18 protein-coding genes and 1 pseudogene are annotated in these 21,834 nt (G+C 66.7%); 13 read left to right on the forward strand and 6 right to left on the reverse strand.

Annotation, left to right across the window (positions count from 1 at the left end; all coding sequences use genetic code 11):
• Window positions 1-293 (forward strand): annotated as a pseudogene (locus Q0326_RS09700) (1-acyl-sn-glycerol-3-phosphate acyltransferase); the annotation flags it as partial.
• Here the strand turns inward: Q0326_RS09700 and Q0326_RS09705 are convergent.
• The 4 genes from Q0326_RS09705 to Q0326_RS09720 all read right to left on the reverse strand — a co-directional run bounded on the left by Q0326_RS09705 (window position 290) and on the right by Q0326_RS09720 (window position 3,262).
• On the reverse strand, window positions 290-991 hold the full coding sequence (locus Q0326_RS09705; RefSeq protein ID WP_298689618.1) for a fatty acid desaturase CarF family protein: 702 nt from the start codon (window positions 989-991) through the stop codon (window positions 290-292). The pseudogene Q0326_RS09700 and the gene Q0326_RS09705 overlap by 4 nt on opposite strands.
• 102 nt (window positions 992-1,093) lie before the next feature.
• Window positions 1,094-1,723 (reverse strand): porin family protein, encoded by a 630-nt coding sequence (locus Q0326_RS09710; protein ID WP_298689620.1) that lies wholly within the window; start codon window positions 1,721-1,723, stop codon window positions 1,094-1,096.
• Window positions 1,724-1,951: 228 nt separating this feature from the next.
• The gene (locus tag Q0326_RS09715) at window positions 1,952-2,194 is read right to left on the reverse strand and encodes a hypothetical protein (RefSeq protein ID WP_298689622.1); all 243 of its coding nucleotides are present in this window, start codon (window positions 2,192-2,194) and stop codon (window positions 1,952-1,954) included.
• A 132-nt stretch (window positions 2,195-2,326) separates the two neighbouring features.
• Window positions 2,327-3,262 (reverse strand): VacJ family lipoprotein, encoded by a 936-nt coding sequence (locus tag Q0326_RS09720; RefSeq protein WP_298689624.1) that lies wholly within the window; start codon window positions 3,260-3,262, stop codon window positions 2,327-2,329.
• Between the two features lie 60 nt (window positions 3,263-3,322).
• Between Q0326_RS09720 and Q0326_RS09725 the strand changes: the two genes are divergently transcribed.
• From Q0326_RS09725 to Q0326_RS09750, 6 genes are all read left to right on the forward strand, one after another.
• A complete protein-coding gene (locus Q0326_RS09725; protein WP_298689626.1) occupies window positions 3,323-4,285 on the forward strand; it encodes a metalloregulator ArsR/SmtB family transcription factor in 963 nt (320 codons plus the stop codon).
• Complete coding sequence (metF, locus tag Q0326_RS09730) at window positions 4,285-5,229, forward strand: methylenetetrahydrofolate reductase [NAD(P)H] (RefSeq protein WP_298689699.1); 945 nt, start codon at window positions 4,285-4,287, stop codon at window positions 5,227-5,229. Before Q0326_RS09725 ends, metF begins: the two co-directional genes overlap by 1 nt.
• Window positions 5,230-5,347: 118 nt before the next feature.
• Window positions 5,348-6,397, forward strand: a complete 1,050-nt coding sequence (locus tag Q0326_RS09735) for a homocysteine S-methyltransferase family protein (protein ID WP_298689628.1) — start codon at window positions 5,348-5,350, stop codon at window positions 6,395-6,397.
• 83 nt (window positions 6,398-6,480) lie between these two features.
• Window positions 6,481-9,186, forward strand: a complete 2,706-nt coding sequence (gene metH / locus Q0326_RS09740; protein ID WP_298689630.1) for a methionine synthase — start codon at window positions 6,481-6,483, stop codon at window positions 9,184-9,186.
• Between the two features lie 71 nt (window positions 9,187-9,257).
• Window positions 9,258-10,190: a right-handed parallel beta-helix repeat-containing protein gene (locus tag Q0326_RS09745; protein ID WP_298689632.1), complete on the forward strand. Its 933-nt coding sequence runs from the start codon at window positions 9,258-9,260 to the stop codon at window positions 10,188-10,190.
• 78 nt (window positions 10,191-10,268) lie between these two features.
• On the forward strand, window positions 10,269-12,341 hold the full coding sequence (locus Q0326_RS09750; RefSeq protein ID WP_298689634.1) for a protein-disulfide reductase DsbD domain-containing protein: 2,073 nt from the start codon (window positions 10,269-10,271) through the stop codon (window positions 12,339-12,341).
• 183 nt (window positions 12,342-12,524) lie between these two features.
• On the opposite strand, the gene Q0326_RS09755 is transcribed toward Q0326_RS09750, so the two are convergent.
• Window positions 12,525-14,225 carry an amidohydrolase family protein gene (locus Q0326_RS09755; protein WP_298689636.1) on the reverse strand — a complete coding sequence of 567 codons (1,701 nt, stop codon included), beginning with the start codon at window positions 14,223-14,225 and terminating at the stop codon, window positions 12,525-12,527.
• Between the two features lie 121 nt (window positions 14,226-14,346).
• On the reverse strand, window positions 14,347-15,216 hold the full coding sequence (locus tag Q0326_RS09760) for an NAD(P)-dependent oxidoreductase (protein WP_298689638.1): 870 nt from the start codon (window positions 15,214-15,216) through the stop codon (window positions 14,347-14,349).
• A gap of 59 nt (window positions 15,217-15,275) precedes the next feature.
• Here Q0326_RS09760 and Q0326_RS09765 point away from each other — a divergent pair, with 59 nt between their 5' ends.
• From Q0326_RS09765 to Q0326_RS09790, 6 genes are all read left to right on the forward strand, one after another.
• A complete protein-coding gene (locus tag Q0326_RS09765) occupies window positions 15,276-16,529 on the forward strand; it encodes a threonine ammonia-lyase (protein WP_298689639.1) in 1,254 nt (417 codons plus the stop codon).
• A 279-nt stretch (window positions 16,530-16,808) separates the two neighbouring features.
• Window positions 16,809-17,606 (forward strand): arginyltransferase, encoded by a 798-nt coding sequence (locus tag Q0326_RS09770; protein WP_298689641.1) that lies wholly within the window; start codon window positions 16,809-16,811, stop codon window positions 17,604-17,606.
• 68 nt (window positions 17,607-17,674) lie between these two features.
• The gene (locus Q0326_RS09775) at window positions 17,675-19,153 is read left to right on the forward strand and encodes a circularly permuted type 2 ATP-grasp protein (RefSeq protein ID WP_298689643.1); all 1,479 of its coding nucleotides are present in this window, start codon (window positions 17,675-17,677) and stop codon (window positions 19,151-19,153) included.
• Window positions 19,153-20,088, forward strand: a complete 936-nt coding sequence (locus Q0326_RS09780; RefSeq protein ID WP_298689645.1) for an alpha-E domain-containing protein — start codon at window positions 19,153-19,155, stop codon at window positions 20,086-20,088. The genes Q0326_RS09775 and Q0326_RS09780 overlap by 1 nt, the downstream gene beginning before the upstream one ends.
• A gap of 82 nt (window positions 20,089-20,170) precedes the next feature.
• Window positions 20,171-20,989, forward strand: a complete 819-nt coding sequence (locus Q0326_RS09785) for a transglutaminase family protein (protein ID WP_298689647.1) — start codon at window positions 20,171-20,173, stop codon at window positions 20,987-20,989.
• Between the two features lie 48 nt (window positions 20,990-21,037).
• The gene (locus tag Q0326_RS09790; RefSeq protein ID WP_298689649.1) at window positions 21,038-21,784 is read left to right on the forward strand and encodes a peptidase; all 747 of its coding nucleotides are present in this window, start codon (window positions 21,038-21,040) and stop codon (window positions 21,782-21,784) included.
• Window positions 21,785-21,834: the final 50 nt, after the last annotated feature.

Genomic DNA, 21,834 nt, shown 5'->3' on the forward strand with positions numbered 1-21,834 from the left:
AGGGGCGGGTGCTGCGAACGTTCCGGGCGTCGCTGCTCTCTGCACTGTTCCCGCCGATGCCTGGCCTTCTGGTACAGCCCGTCGCGATCGATTATGGCGCGGATGTGCCGTCGCTGATCTGGCGCGACATGAGCATGGGCGCCGAAATGATGCGCGTGCTGGGCTTGGCTGGACGCCGGACGGCGGTGATCCGCTTCCTCGATCCGATTTCGCTCACCGAGAATAGCGACCGCAAGGCGCTCGCCCGCGAGGCGCAGGACCGTATCGCCGACGCGCTGGGCTGGAGTGCCTAGCGGGGCACCAGCCCGTCGTCGGGCATGTAGCCATGGCGGCGAATAAACCGGAAAACGACGTTCAGCGCCGGATTGGACCAGCCGTTTATCGTGCTGAAGTCGCAGGTCAGCGTCTCGTGATGACGGACATGATCCTGCGGGTTCATCAGCAGGCCGATGCGGCGCATCAGGCGCACCGGCCAGGGGTTGTCTTGACGATGCAGCGTGCCGTGGAAATATTGCGCGAAGGTCGAGCCGATGGCGAACGATACGGTTCCGGCGAGCAGCCAGATCGGCAGCGGCAGCAACAGGAACAGGGCGTTGGCCAGAAGCATGAACGGCAGCGTCGTGAACAGGACGGTCGAGCCGATCTGCACGCGCATCGATCGCCGCCCGAGTGCATCGGGGCGCGGATGATGATTCTTGAAGTCGTAGATCAGTCGCTCTAGCGGACCGAGCTGCGAAAAGGCCGCGTCGCGCATCGTCAGATATTCGATAGATTCGCGCGAACCTTCGTAGAAGAACAGACGGTCGAGCCCAATACCGGGCCGACATTCGCGATAATCCATATACATATGAACGGCGCCCGACATCAGGTCGGCACCATACCAACCGGCGACCATCGCCGGCAGCATCCACCAACTTGGCGCCGACGACAGCCATAGGACATCGGCGACCAGCACGCACGACAACGCAAACAGGGCAAGTTTCAACGTCATCGGCCTCTCGCGGATACGGTCTGGCATCCTTAGCGGGTTAGCGGCACGATCGGAAGCGGTTGGCGACGGGGTGGCGCTGTGCGTCCCCCGCCGCCACGCGGCTTACTTGAAGTGAACGCCGACGCCAAGCATCGCGCGCTGCCGCGCGGTGTGGTCGTCATAGTTTGAATAGACATATTGCGCGCTGACATAGACCGGAAGCGGCAGCGAGACCTGGGTCAGCGAATATTCGACGCCGCCGCCAACCTGATAGCCGTCTGTCCGGCCGTGATTGTAGAACGATGTCTCACCGGCCGGTGCCGCGAATGCCTTGCGCTGCTCGTTGCTGACATAGCCGCCCTTGGCGAACACGAGGAGTTGCGGCGTCACGAGGTAGCCGGCGCGGACCGCGGCGCCATATTCTTCGAACGACTTGTGACAGATCGAGCCGCCGATGTTGCCGGCAGTGCAGTTCTCCGACCAGTTGTTGGCGCGCCAATAGCTCGCCTCGGGGCCGACCACGATCTTGTCGCCGATCTGACCGTCGAAGCCGACGGTGGCGCCGTAACCGAACTTGTTATCGTGATGACCCTGGGACTGGAAGCGATCGCCGCCAATGTCGCCTTCGACGCGGAAGCCGCGGAAGCTGGTGGATACATCGGAAACCGGACCGCTGTCCTGCGCGGAGGCGGCCTGCGAGACGAGCGCCGTAGCGAGCGTCGCTGCGGCCATGGCGAGAGAAAGTTTATGCATGTGAGGCTCCTAAGCTTTTACACGAACAGCCGCATAACTTGGAGGGTAAAGGGCGGTTCCACTTTCGTCTGACCGGAAAGCGACAAGCTCAGATCACCGTTGCAGATCGGCAACAGCCGCTGTTGGCCGACTATGTCCATGATCGACCAATAAAAAAGGCCGCGACGCTCGATGAGCGCGCGGCCTTCCTCGAACCAGCCGGCCGAGCATAAGCTCGGCCGTAGCCGATTACATCGCGTTGGTGGTGTTCGCGACGTTGCTGTCGGTCGCAGCAGCATTGTCGAGCGCAGCAGCCGAATTGTCGGTTGCATTCGCCGTCGCAGCGTTAACGTCGGCGATCGCGTCGTTGGCGGCAGCGTTGAGGTCAGCCGAGGTGTCTGCGTTGTTCGCAGCGGACTCGTCCGACTTGTGGCAGGCGGCGACGCCGAGCGCGAGCGCGGCGATGATCGGCAGCGCGACAATCTTCTTCATATGCATCTCTTCCCTGATGAGGAACTTTGGTATGGCTTACCGGGTATGGGGCAAGCCCCCCAAGCCGGGTAAAGACCTAGCGTTTCTCGCTCGCGCTGGCAATGCCAAGTGTAAGACTTGCCTACTTCGGACCTACTTCGGTGTGGTCGCCGACGCGGCGGGGGCGGGGTCGTTCGGGTGGCTCGCCTTCGGTTGGTCGGGTGCCAATGTCGGTTCGGGCGACGGCGTCGTGGCGGCACCATTGTCCGACCCAAGCTCGCCGAGCGCCGCGTTCAACTGCGCATCGTCGCCCGACGCGCCTGCGCCGTCGGTGCCGTCGTCGCGATCCTCGATCAACGCCTGGCGCCGCTGCAGATAGGCGGAACGCGTCACGGCATAGCTGTCCGCGCTCGACTCCAGGAGCGAATCTGCGCCCGAGTCGATCAGGTTGGCGCGCGCATCGACGAACTCAAAGACGGTAAGCCCCGCCGCCGGCCAGAAGCTGAGTTCCTTGCGGATCACGATGCGATACGGATCGACCCACTGCGAGGCGAGCGTGCCGATGCCGTCGCGGATCGTCGATGGACCATAGAGCGGCAGAACGAGATAGCTGCTCTTCTTGGCGCCCCATACCGCGAAGGTTTGCCCGAGGTCTTCGGGAGTCGGCTTGTAGCCGTTGCGACCGGCGACATCCATGAAGCCGCCGATGCCGATCGTGGTGTTGATCACGAACCGCCCCATTGAGTTGAGCGCGCGTTTGGGCTTGGCTTGGAGCAAGGAGTTGATGAACGAGAACGGCTCTGACACGTTCTCGAGCATGTTCGACAGGCCATGGCGCAATACGTGCGGCATCACCGAGATATAGCCCTTGGCCACGGGCCGCATGATCGCGTGATCGAGCTTCTCGTCGACGTTCCAGATCTTGCGGTTGATGCCTTCATAAGGATCGCCGGGGGTCTTCGGCCCGGTGGTGGCGCAGCCCGCCAGAAGCGCCAGAAGTGGCAGACAATGTAGTGCGCGCATCCGCCCGTAATCCCCATCGCAATGCGGCGGTGTAACAAATCCGCCCGGGAAAGGTTGCGTTGCCATGCAGGTCCCGACGGCACAAGCCGATTGACGGATATAAAGATATCCTTATATCGTTATGCGATGCAGGCCGCTCTCGCCATCTTCCGCGCTCTTGCCGATCCGACACGGTTGCGGATCGTGGCGTTGCTGCGCGCGATGGAGCTTTCGGTCGGCGAACTGGCGCAAGTGCTCGGGCAGAGCCAGCCACGCGTGTCGCGACACGTCAAGATCCTCGTCGACGCGGGGCTTGCCGAACGCCGCCGCGAGGGCAGTTGGGTCTTTCTCGCGCTTGGCGATGCGGAGCGGGTCGATCCCATATTCGTCGCGCTCGCGGCCTGGCACGATAGGGTCGATGCCACCAATGGCGACCTCATGCGGCTCGATGCGGTCCGCGCCGAGCGATCTGTGGCGGCCGAGCGGTATTTTGCAAGCCACGCCGCCGAATGGGATGCGATCCGCTCGCTATACGTCGCCGAGACCGAGGTCGAGGCGGCAATCGGGCGCGTTCTGGGCGAGGCGCCGATCGGGCGGCTTGTCGACATCGGTACGGGCACCGGCCGTATGCTGGAATTGCTGGGCCCGCGTGCGGACAGTGTGATCGGCATCGATCGCAGTCCCGAAATGCTGCGCTTTGCGCGCTCCAAATTGGCGGCGGCAGAGGGATCCGACGTGCCGCCGGCACGCGCCGAACTGCGCCAGGGTGACATGTATGCATTGCCGCTCGCCGATCGATCCGCCGATCTGGTCGTGCTCCACCAGGTGCTCCATTATGCGCAGCAACCGGGATCCGCGATCGCCGAGGCCGCCCGCCTCCTGGCGTCCGGCGGTCGGCTGTTGATCGTGGACTTCGCTTCGCACGATCGCGAGGAATTGCGCGACCAAGCAGCGCACGCGCGGCTTGGCTTCTCGGACCAGCAGATCGCCGACTGGTACGGCGCGGCGGGGCTGGTGGCACAACCGGCCGCCGCCTTGGACGGCGATGAATTGACTGTGAAACTGTGGCTGGGCGCGCGTCCGGTCGAAGCTGTTCGGAGGGTTGCTTGATGCCGACGCCCACATTGGGGGATCTTGAGGAGGCACGCCGCGCGCTCGACGCGCCGCTCTATGCCGACCTGGCGGGCGATGCGGCGGTGTCGTTCGAATTCTTCCCGCCCAAGAGCGAAAAGATGGAAGAGCAGCTGTGGTCGGCGATCGAGATGCTGACGCCGCTCGATCCGCGCTTCGTCGCGGTGACCTACGGCGCCGGCGGCACGACGCGCGAGCGGACCCATGCGACGGTCGCGCGGATCGCCAGCGAGACGACGATCCCGGCCGCCGCGCACCTGACCTGTGTCGATGCCTCGCGCGACGAGGTCGACGAGATCGCGCGCGCCTATTGGGACGCCGGCGTTCGCCACATCGTTGCGCTGCGCGGCGATCCCTCGACCCCGGGGGCAAAGTTCGCGGCGCACGCCCAAGGCTATCGAAATGCCGCCGACCTCGTTGCGGGTCTGAAGCGGATCGCGCCGTTCGAGATCTCGGTCGCCGCCTATCCGGAATGCCACCCGGATTCAGCGAGCGTCGAGGCCGATCTCGATAATCTCAAGGCCAAGGTCGATGCCGGCGCGACGCGCGCGACGACCCAATTCTTCTTCGAGCCCGAATGCTTCTTTCGTTTCCGCGATCGCGTCGCGGCGGCTGGCATGGACATCGAGATCCTGCCCGGGATCATGCCGGTCACCAACTTCGCCGCGATCAACCGTATGGCCGTGATGAACGGGACGGCAGTGCCGACGTGGCTGGGCCGCCTGTTCGAAGGGCTCGACGAACTGCCCGGCGCGCGCCAATTGGTCGCCGCGACGATCGCTGCCGAGCTCTGCCGCAAGCTGTATGCGGGCGGGGTACGTCACTTCCATTTCTACACGCTCAACCGCGCCGAACTGTCCTACGCGATCTGCCATTTGCTCGGCGTGCGCGCGAAGGCGCCGGTGCTGGAGGCGGCGGCGTGAGCCGTTCTTCTCATCGTTCCCCGGCGCAGGCCGGGGCCCAGGCCGGCCGTCTCTCGTGCACGCCGCGCCTGCCACAAGCTGGGGCCTGGACCCCGGCTTTCGCCGGGGAACCTATCGCGTGACCATCAAAGCCGACATCTTCCGCGCCGAGGCTGGCAAGCGCATCCTGATCACCGACGGCGCGTTCGGGACAATGATCCAGAATTACGGCCTCGACGAGGCTGCCTATCGCGGTTCGTACGACACCGGCTTCGACCAGAAGGGCAATAACGACCTGCTGGTGCTGACCCGGCCCGATGTCATCGACGAGATCACGCGGCAATATCTCAAGGCGGGATCGGACATTGCGTCCACCAACACCTTCAACGCCAACCGGATCAGCCAGGCCGACTATGGCGCCGAGCATCTGGTCCGCGAGATGAACCTCGCCGCCGCCGGCATCGCCCGCAAGGCCGCCGATGAGGCCGAGGCCGCCGACGGCCGCCCGCGCTTCGTTGCGGGTGCGGTCGGGCCGACCAACAAGACGCTGTCGCTATCGCCCGACGTCAACGATCCGGGCTTCCGCGCGATCGATTTCGACACGCTCAAGGACGTCTATCGCGAGCAGATCGACGCGCTGCTCGAAGGCGGCTGCGACTTCATCCTGATCGAGACGATCTTCGACACCTTGAACGCCAAGGCCGGCATCATGGCGGTGATCGAGGCAGGCGACGCGCGCGGCGAGCCGATCCCGCTGATGATCTCGATGACGATCACCGACATGTCGGGTCGCAACCTGTCGGGCCATTCGGTCGAGGCGTTCTGGGCGGCGATCCGCCACGCCAAGCCGCTGACCGTCGGGCTCAACTGCTCGTTCGGCGCGCCGCAGCTCCGGCCGCATGTCGCCTCGCTGTCGGCGCTCGCGGACACGTTGGTGATGGTCTACCCCAATGCCGGGCTCCCCAATGATCTCGGCGAATATGACGAGCAGCCGCACACCACTGGTGGCTTCATCGCCGAATGGGCGGCGACCGGGCTCATCAACGTCGTCGGCGGCTGCTGCGGCACGACGCCGGGCCACATCGCGGCGATGGCGCGCGCGGTCGCGGGGCATCCGCCTCGCAGGCCGGCGACGCCGCCGGTGAAGATGATGCTCGCCGGGCTCGAGCCGTTCGTGATTGCCGCCTGAACCTCTGTTCCCCGGCGAAAGCCGGGGTGCAGGCCCCACGCTTACGACTGGACCCCGGCCTTCGCCGGGGAACAAGGAAAAATATGGCCACTGCACCCGATCTCGACACCCCCGACGAGCCCGTCGCCGCGAGCGGCGCGAGCTTCGTCAACATCGGCGAGCGTACCAACGTCACCGGCTCGGCGGCGTTCAAGAAGCTGGTCATGGCGGGCGATTATGTCAGGGCGGTCGAGGTCGCTCGCGCGCAGGTCGACAACGGCGCGCAGATCATCGACGTCAACATGGACGAAGGCTTGCTCGACGCCGAGTTCGCGATGACCACCTTCCTCAAGCTGATCGCCGCCGAGCCCGATATCGCGCGCGTGCCGGTGATGGTCGACAGCTCGAAATGGAGCGTGATCGAGGCGGGGCTGAAATGCGTCTCGGGCAAGCCGATCGTCAATTCGATCAGCATGAAGGAGGGCGAGGAGGCCTTCCTGTTCTACGCGCGCAAGGTGATGGCATACGGCGCCGCCGTCGTCGTGATGGCGTTCGACGAGGCCGGGCAGGCCGACACCAAGGAGCGCAAGATCGAGATCTGCGAGCGCGCCTACAAGCTCCTCATAGGGATCGGCTTCCCCCCCGAGGACATCATCTTCGATCCCAACGTCTTTGCGGTCGCGACCGGGATCGACGAGCATAATAATTACGGCGTCGACTTCATCGAGGCGACGCGCGAGATCCGCAAGCGCTGCCCGCATGTCCACATCTCGGGCGGCCTCTCGAACCTCAGCTTCTCCTTCCGCGGCAACGAGCCGGTGCGCCGCGCGATGCACTCGATCTTCCTCTATCATGCGATCCCGGCGGGGATGGACATGGGGATCGTCAACGCCGGCCAGCTCGACGTCTACGACCAGATCGACCCCGAACTGCGCGAGGCGTGCGAGGACGTCATCCTCAACCGCGATCCGGGGTCGACCGACCGGTTGATCGTGCTCGCCGAAAAATATCGCGGCACCGACGCGGTCGCCGAGAAGGCCGCTGAGGAATGGCGTGGCTGGCCGGTTGCCAAGCGATTGGAACATGCGCTGGTCAAGGGGCTCGACGCCTTCGTGGTCGAGGACACCGAGGAGGCGCGCCAGCTCTTCCCGCGTCCGATCGAGGTGATCGAAGGGCCGCTGATGGACGGCATGAACGTCGTCGGCGACCTGTTCGGTAGCGGGAAAATGTTCCTGCCGCAGGTGGTCAAGTCCGCGCGCGTGATGAAGAAGGCGGTGGCGCATCTGCTGCCGTTCATCGAGGCCGCCAAGGAAGTCGGCGCGCGCCCCAAGGGCCGGATCGTGATGGCGACCGTCAAGGGCGACGTCCACGACATCGGCAAGAACATCGTCGGCGTCGTGCTGGCGTGCAACGGCTACGACATCATCGATCTCGGCGTGATGGTCTCCTGGACCAAGATCCTCGAGGCCGCCAACGGGAATGATGCCGACATGATCGGGCTTTCGGGCCTGATCACGCCCTCGCTCGACGAGATGGTGACGGTCGCCGCCGAAATGCAGCGTGCGGGGATGACGATGCCGCTGCTGATCGGCGGGGCCACGACCTCCAAGGTGCATACCGCGATCCGTATCTCGCCGGCCTACACCGGGCCCGTCGTGCATGTGCTCGACGCCAGCCGCGCGGTCGGTGTCGCCTCGACGCTGATGAGCGACACGCAGCGCGACCCGTTCGTCGAGAAGACCGCCGCCGAATATGAGGCGGTCCGCATCGCCCGCGCCAACAAGGGGCAGAACGACCTTGCCACGCTCGCGGACGCCCGCGCGAACGCATTCGTCGCGGCGCCCGACGGCAAGGCGCCGGCGGCGGCCAAGCCCGGCGTGCATGTCTTCGCTGATTGGGACCTCGCCGATCTGCGCGGCTACATCGACTGGACGCCTTTCTTCCGCGCCTGGGAACTCGCCGGCAATTATCCCGCGATCCTCGACGACGAGATCGTCGGCGAGAGCGCGCGCGCGCTGTGGGCGGACGCGCAGGCGATGCTCGACAAGATCATCACCGAGAAATGGCTGACGGCCAAGGGCGTCGCCGGGCTGTGGCCGTGCCGGCGCGAGGGCGACGACATCGTCGTCCACACCACCGGTCGCGCCGAGACCGACACGATCGCGCCCGGCGCCGCCGCAGCGCTCGCCGCCGCGCACGTGCTCCCCGAGCATGAGGTCCGCCTCTCGATGCTGCGCCAGCAGATCAAGAAGCGCGAAGGCCGGCCCAACATGTGCCTTGCCGACTTCATCATGCCCGAGGGCGACTGGATCGGCGGCTTCGCGGTCACCGCGGGCCACGGCATCGACGAACGCTCCGCTGCCTTCCGCGCCGCGCATGACGATTATTCGGACATCATGCTCAAGGCGCTCGCCGACCGTCTTGCCGAAGCCTTCGCCGAAGCGCTCCACGCGCATGTCCGCGCCGATCTGTGGGGCTATGCGCCGGGCGAGCAGCTCACCAACGAGGCGCTGGTCCGCGAGCAGTATCGCGGCATCCGTCCGGCGCCGGGCTACCCGGCATGCCCCGACCACAGCCTCAAACCGGCCCTGTTCGATCTGCTCCGCGCCACCGACGCCACCGGCATCACGCTGACCGACAGCTATGCGATGCTGCCCACCGCGGCGGTCTCGGGCTTCTATTTCGGCCATGCCGACAGCCAATATTTCGGCGTCGCGCGCGTCGGCCGCGACCAGCTCGAGGACTATGCCGTGCGCCGCGACGTCGATCTCGACACCGCCGAGCGCTGGCTGCGTCCCAATCTGGACTAAGCCTGCAACCGCAAGGGATTGAGCCCGCCGACCGGGCATGGCAGCGTCGCCGTGCCCGATCGGAGTGTCCCATGAAGCAGCTGCTGTTCCCCGTCGTCCTTCTCGGCCTCGCCACCGCCGCGCAGGCGCAGGTCGCGCAGCCCTTCCTGGTGCAGGAGACGGGCAAGGGCTTCTATCGGCTCGACGACGCGGTGCGCTCGGTGAACGGCGGCGATGCGACGATCATCGTCGCCCCCGGCACCTATCGCGACTGCGCGGTGGTCGCACAGGGTCGCGTCGCCTTCCGCGCCAAGGTCTCGGGCAGCGCGATCTTCGACGGCGGCATCTGCGAGGGCAAGGCCACCCTGGTGCTCCGCGGCAGCGACGCGATGGTCGACGGGCTGGTCTTCCAGAACGACCATGTCAGCGACGGCAATGGCGCCGGAATCCGCATCGAGCATGGCGGGCTGACCGTCATGAACGCCACCTTCCGCAACGCCGACGAAGGCATCCTCTCGGCCGACGACCTGGCGAGCACGATCCGCGTCGATCGCTCGACCTTCTCGGGGCTGGGCAGCTGCGCGGTCGCCTCGGGCTGCGCGCACGGCCTCTATATCGGCCATTACGGCAAGCTCTTCGTCACCCGCTCGCGCTTCGATCGCGGGCGCGGCGGCCATTATCTCAAGTCGCGGTCGCCGGTGGTCTCGATCACCGACAACAGCTTCGACGACGCCCAAGGTCATCAGAGCAACTATATCATCGATCTGCCCTCGGGCGCGACGGGGCTGATCGCGCGCAATGTGATGGTGCAGGGCGCGAGCAAGGAAAATCATTCGGGCTACATTATCGTGGCCGCCGAACAGCGCGAGAACAGTTCGGCGGGCCTCACCATCACGGGCAATACCGCGACGCTGGCGCCGGGCGCCGACTATCACACCGCCTTCGTGATCGACTTCAGCCACGAGCCGCTCAAGATCAGCGGCAATGTGCTGGGCCACGGCGTCACCCCGTTCGAGACGCGCTGAGCCGAACCGCTGTCATCTTGGCGGCACGTCGCTATATCGCGGCGCGAACGCGGGAGTGACGAGATGGTGAGAGTGGCGATGCGGATGCTCCTGGCGATGACTGCGGCGCTGGCCGGCATGGCGATGCCGGCCTTGGCGCAGCCGATCCCCGGCGGCAGCGGCCCGCATATCGCGACCTCGCTTGTCCCCGAAAGCCTGACCCCGGCTGCCGGCACGCGGACCACGATCGCGATTGCGATGGCGCCCCAGCCGGGCTGGCACGGCTATTGGCAGACCCCCGGCGACAGCGGCTTCCCGATAAAGATCGACTGGACGCTGCCCAAAAGCGCGAAGGCCGGCGATCCGGCCTATCCGGTGCCGACAACGCTGGTGATCGCCGGGCTGATGAACCATGTCTATGAGAAGCCCTACGCCTTGCTCGTCCCCGTCGACGTGCCGGCGGGGCTGGCAAAGGGGACGGCGCTGCCGGTCTCGGCCAAGCTCGACTATCTGGTCTGCACGACGAGCATCTGCGTGCCCGAGACGGCGACCGTCTCGACGTCGCTGACCGTTGGCGACGGAGCGGCCGATCCAGCGGCTACCGCTGAGTTCGCTGCGTGGCGCAAGGCCTTGCCGCGCCCGCTCGGATCGCCCGCCCGGTTCGCGACGGTGGGTGGCCAGTTCCGACTCGCTGTGCCGCTACCGGCGTCGGTCGCGCTCGACCACCCCCACCTGTTCGCCGCAACCGATGGCGCGCTCGCCTACGCCGCACCGCAGACCTTTTCGCGCGACGGCGATACCCTCGTGATCGAGACCGCGGCCGGCCCGTCTGCACCCAAGCGGTTCGACGGCGTACTCGCGCTGGGCGGCGGCACGGGGCTGTCCTTCTCCGCCGCGCCCGGTGCGGTGCCTGCGGCCGGTGCGCCGATCGGCGATACGGCGATCACGCCGGCCAAGCACGGCACGCTCGTGCTGACGCTGATTGCCTTCGCCGGCGCCGTGCTGGGCGGCCTCATCCTCAACGTCATGCCCTGCGTCTTCCCGATCCTCAGCCTCAAGGCACTCAGCCTCGCCAAGGGCGGCGGCGACGAGCGCGAGGTGCGGCGCGAGGCGTTGGCCTATGCGGCGGGCGTGATCGCCGTCTGCATGGCGCTCGGCGGTCTTATCCTCGCGGCGCGCGCGGGTGGCGCGCAGATCGGCTGGGCGTTCCAGCTGCAGGATCCGGGGATCATCTTCCTGCTCGTGCTGCTGACCAGCGCGATCGGCTTCAACTTGGCCGGCCTGTTCGAACTCGGCGCGGTGTCGGCGGGCTCGGGGCTCGCCGCCAAGCGCGGCGCGGCCGGCGCCTTCTGGACCGGGGCCCTGGCCGCGTTCGTTGCAACGCCCTGCACGGGTCCGTTCATGGCCGCCGCGCTGGGAGCCGCGCTCGTGCTGCCGGTGGCCGCCGCGCTGCTGGTGTTCGCGGGGCTGGGGCTGGGGTTGGCGATCCCCTTCCTGTTGCTCGGCTACATCCCGGCGCTGCGACGCGTGCTGCCCAAGCCCGGCGCATGGATGGAGACGATGCGGCACATCCTTGCCGTGCCGATGTTCCTGACCGCGCTCGGGCTGTGCTGGGTGCTCGGCAGCCAGACGACGGCGGACGGCGTGGTGCTGGCGCTGGCGGCGGCGATGCTGCTCGCCTTCGGGCTGTGGTGGACCGGGCGGCGTCAGCGCGGCTTCAAGGCGCTTGCTTGGACGCCGGCCGCCGCCGCGGTCCTGCTCGCGATCGCGGCGGGCGCGACGCTCCTGCCCAAGCATCAGGATAGGGCGAAGGACGCGGCGATAGCCGGTGCCTCGGTCCCGTTCGACGCGGCCAAGCTGGCGGCGTTGCGCGCGGCAAACAAGCCGGTGTTCCTCTACTTCACCGCCGACTGGTGCCTGTCGTGCAAGGTCAACGAGAAGGTCGCGATCGAGCGCGCCGAGACGCAGTCGGCGTTCGCGCGCGCCGGCGTCACGACGATGGTCGGCGACTGGACCGACGGCGACGCGGCGATCGGCAAGTTTCTCGACGCGCACGGACGCTCGGGCGTGCCCCTCTATCTCTGGTACGCGCCGGGCAAGGACGCGCAGACCTTGCCGCAGATCCTGACGCCGGGATTGCTGGCGGGGTTGGCGAAAATGCCCAATCCGTAACCCGTTCGTCCTGAGCGAAGTCGAAGGACAGGCCACGGACACCACCCCGGCTCGCACTGAGCGAAGTCGAAGTGCGGCCACGGTCATCGCGTGGCCTTCGACTGCGCTCAGGCCGAACGGAAGTGCGCGCGGGGAGCGCGTACGTCGACTTCGCTCAGTACGAACGGGACGGGGTAGGCGGAGTCACTTCCGAACCCACACCCGCTGCCCGCCGATCCATGTCTCCTGCACCTGGATCGACCGGATCGCCTGGGGGTCGGCGGTGGTCAGCGGATCGCGGTCGACCAGAACGAAGTCGGCGAGCTTGCCGGGCTCGAGCGATCCGATCCGGTCCTCCGCCTCCGCCGCATAGGCAGCGCCCGTGGTGAAGGCGGCCAGTGCCTGCGGCATCGTGATCCGCTCGCTTGGATGCCAGCCGCCAGCGGGTTCGCCATGCGCGTCCTCGCGACTGACCGCAGCGGCCAGACCAGGGAAGGGATTCGGACTCTCGACCGGATAATCCGATCCGAACGCCAGCGGGACATGCTCGGCAAGCATCGTGTTCCAGGCATAGGCGCCCTTCAGTCGATCGGGTCCGAGCCGCGCTTCCGCCATCCGCCAGTCGCTGCTCTGGTGCGTCGGCTGCATCGAGGCGACGATGCCATGCTGTGCGAAGCGCGGCAGGTCGGTCGGCGAGACGATCTGGGCGTGCTCGACCCGCCAGCGGCGGTCGCCCTTATAGGTCTCGGCGAGCTCGTCGATCGCGTCGAGCACCTGCGCATTGGCGGCGTCGCCGATCGCATGAACCGCGACCTGGAAATTGTCCATCGCGGCGCGGCTCATGAGGTTTTTCAGGCGCGTGTCGTCGAGCAGCGAGGTGCCGCGGGTCGAGGGCATGTCGGCATAGGGTTGTTTGAGCCACGCCCCGCGCGAGCCGAGTGCGCCATCCGCGAAGAGTTTCACGCCGACCATGCGCAAATGGCTGTCGTAGAGCCAGGGTGTCGGCCCGGTGCCCGCGACCGACAAAGCGGTCTCGACGCCATGGCCATAGCTGACGATGCGGATCCGCAACGCCTTCGCGTCGCCGGCCCGCCGCCAGACATTCCAGTCGTCGGGCATGGTGTCCATATCGCACGTCGCGGTGATGCCGACCGACAACAGCGCCTCCTGCGCCTTGCGGAACGCGTCGTCGCGGTCGAGCGGCGCGGGTTGCGGTACGACCTTTCGGATCAGCGCCATTGCCCCGTCGACGAACACGCCGGTCGGGCGGCCGTGCGGGTCGCGCTCGATATGGCCGCCCGGTACATCCTTGGTGGAGGCCGAAATCCCCGCCGCCGCCATCGCCGCCGAATTGGCGACCAGCGCGTGACCATCGACCCGTTCGAGCACGACCGGCCGATCGCGTACCGCCGTGTCGATGTCGGCGGCCGTCGGGAAGCGGCCGAGGTGCCAGCTCTCCTGGTTCCAGCCGAAGCCTTCGACCCACGCCGGATTGGGATGGCTCGCGGCATAGGCGGCGACCTTGGTTTGCGCGTCGGCGAGGCTGGTGGTGGCGCTGAGATCGACATGGGTAAGCGCGAAGCCCAGATCCATGATGTGGCCATGCGCGTCGATCAGGCCTGGGAGCAGCGTGCGGCCGTGACCGTCGAGCTTGAAATCGAGCCATTCGGGCCGCGTGTCGCCGGCCTGCAGCAGCCGGGCGACCTTGCCGTCCTTGCCGATAAGCAGCCCGTTGAAATGCGCAACCTGACCGTCCCTGCCGATCGTATAGCCGTTGACGTCATCGAGCAGGCCGCCCTCGGTCGGGGGCGCGGCGGCATATTTAGGCGCCTTCTTCGCGGCGGCGGGGGCAACGAGGAGCGCGAGCGCGATCAGGGTGAGGGGGGCAAGGCGGCCGACGCGCATATTCAAACTCCGTTCGTCCTGAGCGAAGTCGAAGGACGTGTTGCAGGCGGGGCGTGTGAAACCCGTACTTCGACTTCGCTCAGTACGAACGGGAAGGGGGGACGCCTATGGGGGCGAGACGTCATCGCTTGGGCAACCGCCGCACCAGCGCCGACGTGTCCTGCCGCCCGCCGTGCATCGCCTGGACGTCGGCGAAGAACTGGTCGACGAGCGCGGTGACCGGCAGCGCCGCACCATTGGCGCGGGCCTCATCGATCGCCAGCCCCAGATCCTTGCGCATCCAGTCTACCGCGAAGCCGAAGTCGAACTCGTCCTTGGCCATCGTCGCCCAGCGGTTGGTCAGCTGCCAGCTGCCCGCGGCCCCGCCCGAGATCACTTCGAAGGTGCGATCGAGATCGAGACCCGCGTTCTGCGCGAAACGCAGCGCCTCGGCGATACCCTGCGCTGTCGCGGCGAGCGCGATCTGGTTGACCATCTTGGCGGTCTGCCCGCTGCCCGATCCGCCGATGTGGACGATGCGCAGCGCATAGGCCTGCATCAGCGGCGCGGCTATTTCGAAGGCGGGCTTGGGGCCGCCGCACATCAGTGAGAGCCGTCCCGCCTCGGCGCCGGCCTGCGCGCCCGTCACCGGCGCGTCGAGCACGCGCAGTCCGCGATCCTTGCCCTCGACGCCGAGCTGGCGTGCAAGGCGGGCAGATACCGTGCTGTGGTCGACGAACAGGCTGCCCGGTCGCATCGTGCGGAACGCGCCCCGCGCGCCCAGCGTCACGTCAGCCAGATCATCGTCCGTGCCGACGCTCGAGAACACCGCGTCCGCACCCTCGGCGGCGTCTGCTGCGCTTGCGGCCAGCCGGCCACCATTCGCGGCCACCCAGGCCTCCGCCTTGGCGGCACTGCGATTATAGACGGCGAGATCGTGACCTGCGGCCGCGAGATGGCGGGCCATCGGCGCGCCCATCGTGCCGAGACCGAGATATGCGAGTTTCGCCATGGGCGCGGGCCATAACCCACCTTTCTTGCGGCCGCCAGATGGTCTAGGGCCGCGCGATCATGGCTACCCTCGAAACAATCGCCCGTCGCCCATGGGATCACCCCGTCGTCAGTCTCAACGATGTCCGCATGGCACACCAGCGCATCGCGCCGAGCATCGTGCGGACCCCGACGCTGCACTCGATCACGCTGTCGAAGCTGACCGGCGCGAACATCTGGCTCAAATTCGAGAATCTGCAGTTCACGGCCGCCTATAAGGAGCGCGGCGCGCTCAACAAGCTGTCGCAGCTGACCCCTGAGGAGAAGGCGCGGGGCGTGATCGCGGCGTCGGCGGGCAATCATGCGCAGGGGCTCGCCTATCATGGCGCGCGACTGGGTATCCCGGTGACGATCGTGATGCCGATCCCCACGCCGACGGTGAAGGTCCAGCAGACCGAGGGCCATGGCGCCGAGGTAATCCTGTTCGGCGAGCGTTTCGATGACGCGCAGGCGCACGCGCTCGAGATCGCGGCGACGCGCGGGCTGGTCTTCGTCCACCCGTTCGACGATCCGGCGATCATCGCGGGGCAGGGCACCGTCGCGCTCGAAATGCTCGAGGACGTGCCGCAGATCGACACGCTGGTGATCCCGATCGGCGGCGGCGGGCTGATCTCGGGCTGCGCGACCGCGGCGCGGGGCCTGCGTCCCGAGATCGACGTCGTCGGCGTCCAGGCCGAACTCTATCCCTCGATGTACGGCTTCCTCAACGGCGTCGAACTGCCGTGCGAAGGCGATACGCTCGCCGAGGGCATCGCGGTGAAGCATCCCGGCAAGATCACGCGCGAACTGGTGCGCGCGCTGATCGAGGATATCGTATTGGTGTCCGAGCGCGATCTCGAGAAATCGGTCGCCTTGCTGCTGCAGATCGAGAAGACGGTCGTCGAAGGCGCCGGCGCCGCGGGTCTTGCGGCCCTGCTCGCGCATCCGCAGCGGTTCGCCGGTCGCAATGTCGGCATCGTGCTGTGCGGCGGCAATATCGACACGCGGCTACTTGCCAATGTCCTGTTGCGCGACTTGGCGCGCTCTGGGCGTCTGGCGCGACTGCGGATCCGGTTGCAGGATCGCCCGGGCGCGCTGTTCAACGTCGCGCGGGTGTTCGACGAGCAGAAGGTCAACATCATCGAAATCTATCACCAGCGGGTATTCACCACGCTGCCCGCCAAGGGCTTGATCACCGACATCGAGTGCGAGACCCGCGACGCCGCGCATCTCGACCGGCTGATGGCCGCGCTCGACGCCGCGGGCTATGAAGCGAGCCGCGTGGAACTCGCCTGAGCCCGTTGATCGCTTCGTTCGGATCATAGGCCGAGGAAGCGTTCCGAGCGCCGCAGTTGATGACATGCCCGTCGATTGCGGTCGGAAGGAACGATCGCGGGCGCGGTTGCGGGCCTGGTCAGCGCCGACTTATCCACAGCCCGGCCACGCCGGATATAGCGATCCGTCGCGAAATGGGTCGTTAAGCTTCTTTTAACGGATCCCGCTCTTTCGCCCGCGCAACTCTTCGCTCATAAAGAAGTTGGCAACCATATTGGGCACGAGAGGACGGCAAAGCCGGTGACTGCACCCTTCCGTTTTCCGCGATTCTTCGTGACCACGCCGAGCCCGTGCCCGTATCTCCCGGGCAAGACCGAGCGCAAAGTGTTCACCGAACTTTCCGGCCCGCATGCCGGCGAACTCAACGACGCGCTGGGGCGGATCGGCTTTCGCCGCTCGCAGTCGGTCGCTTATCGTCCCAGCTGCCAGGGCTGCTCGGCCTGCGTATCGATCCGGGTCGTCGCCGAGGCGTTCACGCCGAGCGCGACGCAGCGGCGGACGCTGCGTCGCCACGATGATCTCGAGGTCAGCGCCTGCAAGCCGTGGACGACCGACGAGCAGTTCCAGTTGCTGCGGCGCTATCTGTCGGCGCGCCATCCCGGCGGCGGCATGGCCGACATGGACGAGTTCGATTTCGCCGACATGGTCGAACAGACTCCGGTGAAAAGCTTCATCATCGAATATCGCGAACCGTCGGCAAACGGCCGCCCGGGCAAGCTGGTCGCGGCCTGTCTCACCGATCAGCAGGGCGACGGCCTGTCGATGATCTACAGCTTCTTCGATCCCGATCATTCCGAACGCGAGGGGCTGGGGACCTTCGTGATCCTCGACCATATTCGGCGCGCGGCGGAGGCCAAGCTAGCTTATGTCTATCTTGGCTATTGGGTCGATGGCTCCGCGCGGATGCAGTATAAGACCCGCTTCCGACCCGTCGAGCGGCTCACCGCGGCGGGCTGGCAGCGCTTCGATCCGCCCGAATTGAAGCCGATGCCGGCCGAGCGCGCGCCGCTGCCGTCGAAGGAGCGTCCGATCGCCTGATTGCCTCTTGTGCGGCGCAAAAAAGCCCGTCAGTCTGTCGCTCGATCGATAGGATGGATCGGAGGATAATGCACGGCAAGGCGTTCGACGAGGTGTGGGGCGAGGGCGGCGCGGACGTGCCGCGCGAGGGCTTCGAGGCGCTGGCGCGCTGGATCTCGGACACGCCCGCCCATGAGCTCGATCGCCGCCAGCAGGCCGCCGAGGCTGCGTTTCGCCAGCTCGGCATCACCTTCGCGGTCTATGGTGAGGACGAGGCGGCCGAGCGCATCATCCCGTTCGATATCGTCCCGCGCATCTTTTCAGCTTCGGAGTGGAGCGGGCTCAAGGCCGGGCTCGAACAGCGGGTCGAGGCGATCAATGCGTTCCTGGCCGACGTCTACGGCCCGCGCAAGATTCTGGCAGACGGCATCATCCCGGCCGAGCTGGTACTGACCAACGCGCAATTCCGGCCCCAGGTCGCCGGTGTCCGGCCCCCGCACGATGTCTATGCGCATATTTGCGGCATCGACATGGTGCGCACCGGTCCAACCGACTTCTTCGTGCTGGAGGACAATGCGCGCACCCCCTCGGGCGTCTCCTACATGCTGGAGAATCGCGAGGCGATGATCCGGCTGTGCCCGGAGATTTTCGAGATGTTCGCGGTCGAGCCGGTCGACGATTATACCGATCTGCTGCTCCAGACGCTGCGCTCGGTAGCGCCGCACGGGCGTGGCCAGGAGCCGGTATGCGTGCTGCTCACGCCCGGCCATTATAATTCCGCCTTCTACGAGCATAGCTTCCTCGCCGACGCGATGGGGATCGAACTGGTCGAAGCGGCCGATCTCGAGGTCGACGACGACATCGTCTGGATGCGCACGATCGACGGCCGCGTCCGCGTCGACGTGATCTACCGACGGCTCGACGACGATTATATCGATCCACTGGTGTTCCGGCGCGATTCGATGCTCGGCGTACCCGGGCTGATGGCCGCCTATCTCGCGGGCAATGTCACGCTCACCAATGCGCCCGGCACCGGCATTGCCGACGACAAGGCGATCTACAGCTATATGCCCGAGATCGTTCGTTATTATACCGGCAGCGACGCCAAGCTGCCCAATGTCGAGACGTTCAGGTGCCGCGAGGCCGCGCCGCTTCAGTACACGCTCGACAATCTCGACAAGCTCGTGGTCAAGCTGGTCGACGGATCGGGCGGCTATGGCATGTTGGTCGGCCCGACCGCATCGAAAGGGGAGGTCGAGCGCTTTCGCGCCGCGCTGATCGCAGAACCGCACCGCTATATCGCGCAGCCGACGCTGGCGCTGTCGACCGTGCCGACATTGGTCGACCAGGGCGTCGCCCCCCGCCATGTCGACTTCCGCCCCTTCTGCCTGTCGGGCGCCAACGGTGTGAAGATCGTGCCTGGCGGCCTGACCCGTGTCGCGCTCCGCGAAGGGTCGCTGGTGGTCAATTCGAGCCAGGGCGGCGGCACCAAGGACAGCCTTATCCTTGCGGATCGTCCACGCCGCCGCGCCAACACCACGCCCTCGATGCGCAGCGGAGCCGACTGATGCTGTCCCGCACTGCTGCTTCGCTATATTGGCTCGGCCGCTATATCGAACGCGCTGAATTCACCGCGCGGCTGATCGAGGCCACCATGCGCCTCGACCTTCTGTCCGCGCGCCCGGCGGGCGAGGGCGCCTGGGAAAGCGCGCTCGCCGTCTCGACCGCCGAGGAAGGCTTCTGGTTCACCGGCGAGCCGGTCACGCCCGAGGCGGTGACGCGCTTCCTTGCGCTGTCGCTCGACAATGGCAATTCGATCCGCTCCTGTCTCGACGCGGCGCGCAATAACGCCAAGTCGGTGCGCACCGCACTGACCCGCGAGGCGTGGGAGGCGATCAACCGCGCGTGGCTCGGCGTGCGCGATTGCAAGGCGGCGGGCGGCACCGCCGCGGCGCTGGCGATGGTCGACAAGCTCAAGGCCGAGGCACGCGGCTTCGAGGGCGCGCTGCACCGGATGCTGCGCAACGAGGCGAGTTTCTTCGTCCGGCTCGGCTCGGCGATCGAACGGGCGGACAACACCGCGCGGCTGATCGACGTCAAATATCATCTGCTGCTGCCCGAGGGGGAGAAGGTCGGCGGCGCTATTGATCGCGATCAGTGGACGACGATCCTTCACACCGTCTCGGCCGTCACCGCATACCGTTGGCTCTACCGCGAGGGCTTGCGACCGGGCCGGGTCGTCGACCTGCTCGTTCTGCGCCCCGAGATGCCGCGCTCGATCGCGGCGTCCGCCGAGGAAGTCGTCCAGATGCTGACCGCGATCGGCCGCCGGCTCGGCCGCCAGGGCGAGGCCGACCGCATGGCGCGGGTGCGCCAGCAGATGCTCGGGCGGTCGACAGTCAACGGCATCATCGCCGGCGGACTGCACGAATATCTGAGAGGCTTTATCGCCGAGAATGCCCGGCTCGACCAAGCGATCTCGCAGCAGTTCCGGTTCGCCTGATGCGTATCCCGCTATTCCCTTGTCGATCCTCTGCCACCGCAGGCGGCCGGCATCATGTGCCTGTTCGGGAGCTCGACGTCTGATGCGGCTCTTCATCGAACATCGCACGCAATATCGCTTCTCGCGCCCCGCGAGCCGGCTGGTCCAGCTGTTGCGGATGACGCCACCCAGCTTCGAAGGACAGGCGATCGTCGACTGGCATGTCGAGGTCGATTGCGACGCGCGGATCCGCCGCAGCCGCGACGGCTATGGCAACGAGATCAGCATGTTGTATGTCGACGGCCCGATCGACCGGATCGCGCTGTCGGTCGGCGGCGAGGTGCTGACCGAGGACAAGGCCGGCATGGTCGTCGGCGCACCCGAGCCGCTGCCGCTCGAGCTGTTCCTGCGCCAAACCGCGCAGACCAAGCCCGATGGCGCGATCCGGAGCTTTGCGCACGACGTGGCGGAGGGATCCGCCGATCCGTTGTCCCGGCTCCATGCGCTGTGCGGGGGGATCAACCGCCACATCCGCTTCGATACGGGCGACGGCAATCCCGATCGCGACGCCGGCGTCGCCTTCGCCGAAGGACATGGCGTGTGCCAGGACCATGCCCACATCTTCATCGCCGCTGCCCGCATATTGGGGCATCCGGCGCGCTACGTGTCCGGGCATCTGTGGCGTACCGACGGCCAGACCGTGCAGCCGGCGGCGCATGCCTGGGCCGAGGCGCATATCGAGGGCTATGGCTGGATCGGCTTCGATCCCGCCAACGGCATCTCTCCGACCGAAGCCTATGTCCGCGTGGCGGTCGGACTCGATTATCATGATGCGGCGCCAATCGCCGGCGCGCGTACGGGCGGCGGCGCGGAATCGATGGAAGTCGAGGTCGCGGTGGCGCAGGCAGGCCAGACTCAGTAGGGCTTATCCCATGGTAGAAACGACGATGCGGCAGCCGGGCGCGGACACATGACCTATTGCGTGGGCATGCTGGTCGACGCCGGGCTGGTGATGATCGCCGACACGCGCACCAATGCGGGCGTCGACGACATCTCGGTCTATCGCAAGCTGCACGTCCTCGCCGACGGTCCCGATCGGCTGGTCTATGCCGCCTCCTCGGGCAATCTGTCGATCACGCAGGCGGTGCTCGCGGGCCTTGCCGAGGGGCTGCCGTCCCGCGAGCATGACGGGCCGCTGCGCACCGTCGCCACGATGCCGAGCATGTTCCGGGTCGCGCAGCTGGTCGGCGAGGCCGTGCATGCCTGCCGCGCCGAGGTCGCTGAACTGCTCGAGGCGTCGCAGCTGTCGCCGTCCTGCTCGATGCTGGTCGGCGGGCGCGTCGGCGACGGACCGCTCGCGCTGTACCGGATCTATTCGGAAGGCAATTTCATCGCGTGCATGCGCGAACAGCCCTTCCTTCAGATCGGCGAGACCAAATATGGCAAGCCCATCCTCGATCGCGCGCTGCAGGTCGACACGCCGCTCGAGGAGGTCGTCAAGGTCGGGCTGATCTCGTTCGATTCGACGCTGCGGTCGAACCTTGCGGTCGGACGCGCGCTCGATCTGGTGGTGTTGCCGGGCGATGCCTCGCGCCCGATCGTCCAGCGCAGGATCGGCAGCGACGACGTCTATTTCAACGATCTGTCGGCGCGCTGGTCGCTGATGCTCAACGAGGCGCGCGCGACGATCCCCGATCCGCCGTTCATGCTGGGGTGAGACCGTCCGCATAGCGTTCCCCGGCGGACGCCGGGGCCCAGGCCCATGTC

Source organism: uncultured Sphingomonas sp. (assembly GCF_937859915.1).
In the GTDB taxonomy this organism is placed as follows: Bacteria; Pseudomonadota; Alphaproteobacteria; order Sphingomonadales; family Sphingomonadaceae; genus Solisphingomonas.

Coding starts and splice junctions, on each gene's coding strand:
- Q0326_RS09760 (WP_298689638.1), bottom strand. CDS start 15,216: ATGGCGAAACTCGCATATCTCGGTCTCGGCACGATGGGCGCGCCGATG.
- Q0326_RS09755 (WP_298689636.1), bottom strand. CDS start 14,225: ATGCGCGTCGGCCGCCTTGCCCCCCTCACCCTGATCGCGCTCGCGCTC.
- Q0326_RS09775 (WP_298689643.1), top strand. CDS start 17,675: ATGCACGGCAAGGCGTTCGACGAGGTGTGGGGCGAGGGCGGCGCGGAC.
- Q0326_RS09720 (WP_298689624.1), bottom strand. CDS start 3,262: ATGGCAACGCAACCTTTCCCGGGCGGATTTGTTACACCGCCGCATTGC.
- metH (WP_298689630.1), top strand. CDS start 6,481: ATGGCCACTGCACCCGATCTCGACACCCCCGACGAGCCCGTCGCCGCG.
- Q0326_RS09790 (WP_298689649.1), top strand. CDS start 21,038: ATGACCTATTGCGTGGGCATGCTGGTCGACGCCGGGCTGGTGATGATC.
- Q0326_RS09785 (WP_298689647.1), top strand. CDS start 20,171: ATGCGGCTCTTCATCGAACATCGCACGCAATATCGCTTCTCGCGCCCC.
- Q0326_RS09715 (WP_298689622.1), bottom strand. CDS start 2,194: ATGAAGAAGATTGTCGCGCTGCCGATCATCGCCGCGCTCGCGCTCGGC.
- Q0326_RS09765 (WP_298689639.1), top strand. CDS start 15,276: ATGGCTACCCTCGAAACAATCGCCCGTCGCCCATGGGATCACCCCGTC.
- Q0326_RS09780 (WP_298689645.1), top strand. CDS start 19,153: ATGCTGTCCCGCACTGCTGCTTCGCTATATTGGCTCGGCCGCTATATC.
- Q0326_RS09750 (WP_298689634.1), top strand. CDS start 10,269: ATGCGGATGCTCCTGGCGATGACTGCGGCGCTGGCCGGCATGGCGATG.
- Q0326_RS09745 (WP_298689632.1), top strand. CDS start 9,258: ATGAAGCAGCTGCTGTTCCCCGTCGTCCTTCTCGGCCTCGCCACCGCC.
- metF (WP_298689699.1), top strand. CDS start 4,285: ATGCCGACGCCCACATTGGGGGATCTTGAGGAGGCACGCCGCGCGCTC.
- Q0326_RS09710 (WP_298689620.1), bottom strand. CDS start 1,723: ATGCATAAACTTTCTCTCGCCATGGCCGCAGCGACGCTCGCTACGGCG.
- Q0326_RS09705 (WP_298689618.1), bottom strand. CDS start 991: ATGACGTTGAAACTTGCCCTGTTTGCGTTGTCGTGCGTGCTGGTCGCC.
- Q0326_RS09725 (WP_298689626.1), top strand. CDS start 3,323: ATGCAGGCCGCTCTCGCCATCTTCCGCGCTCTTGCCGATCCGACACGG.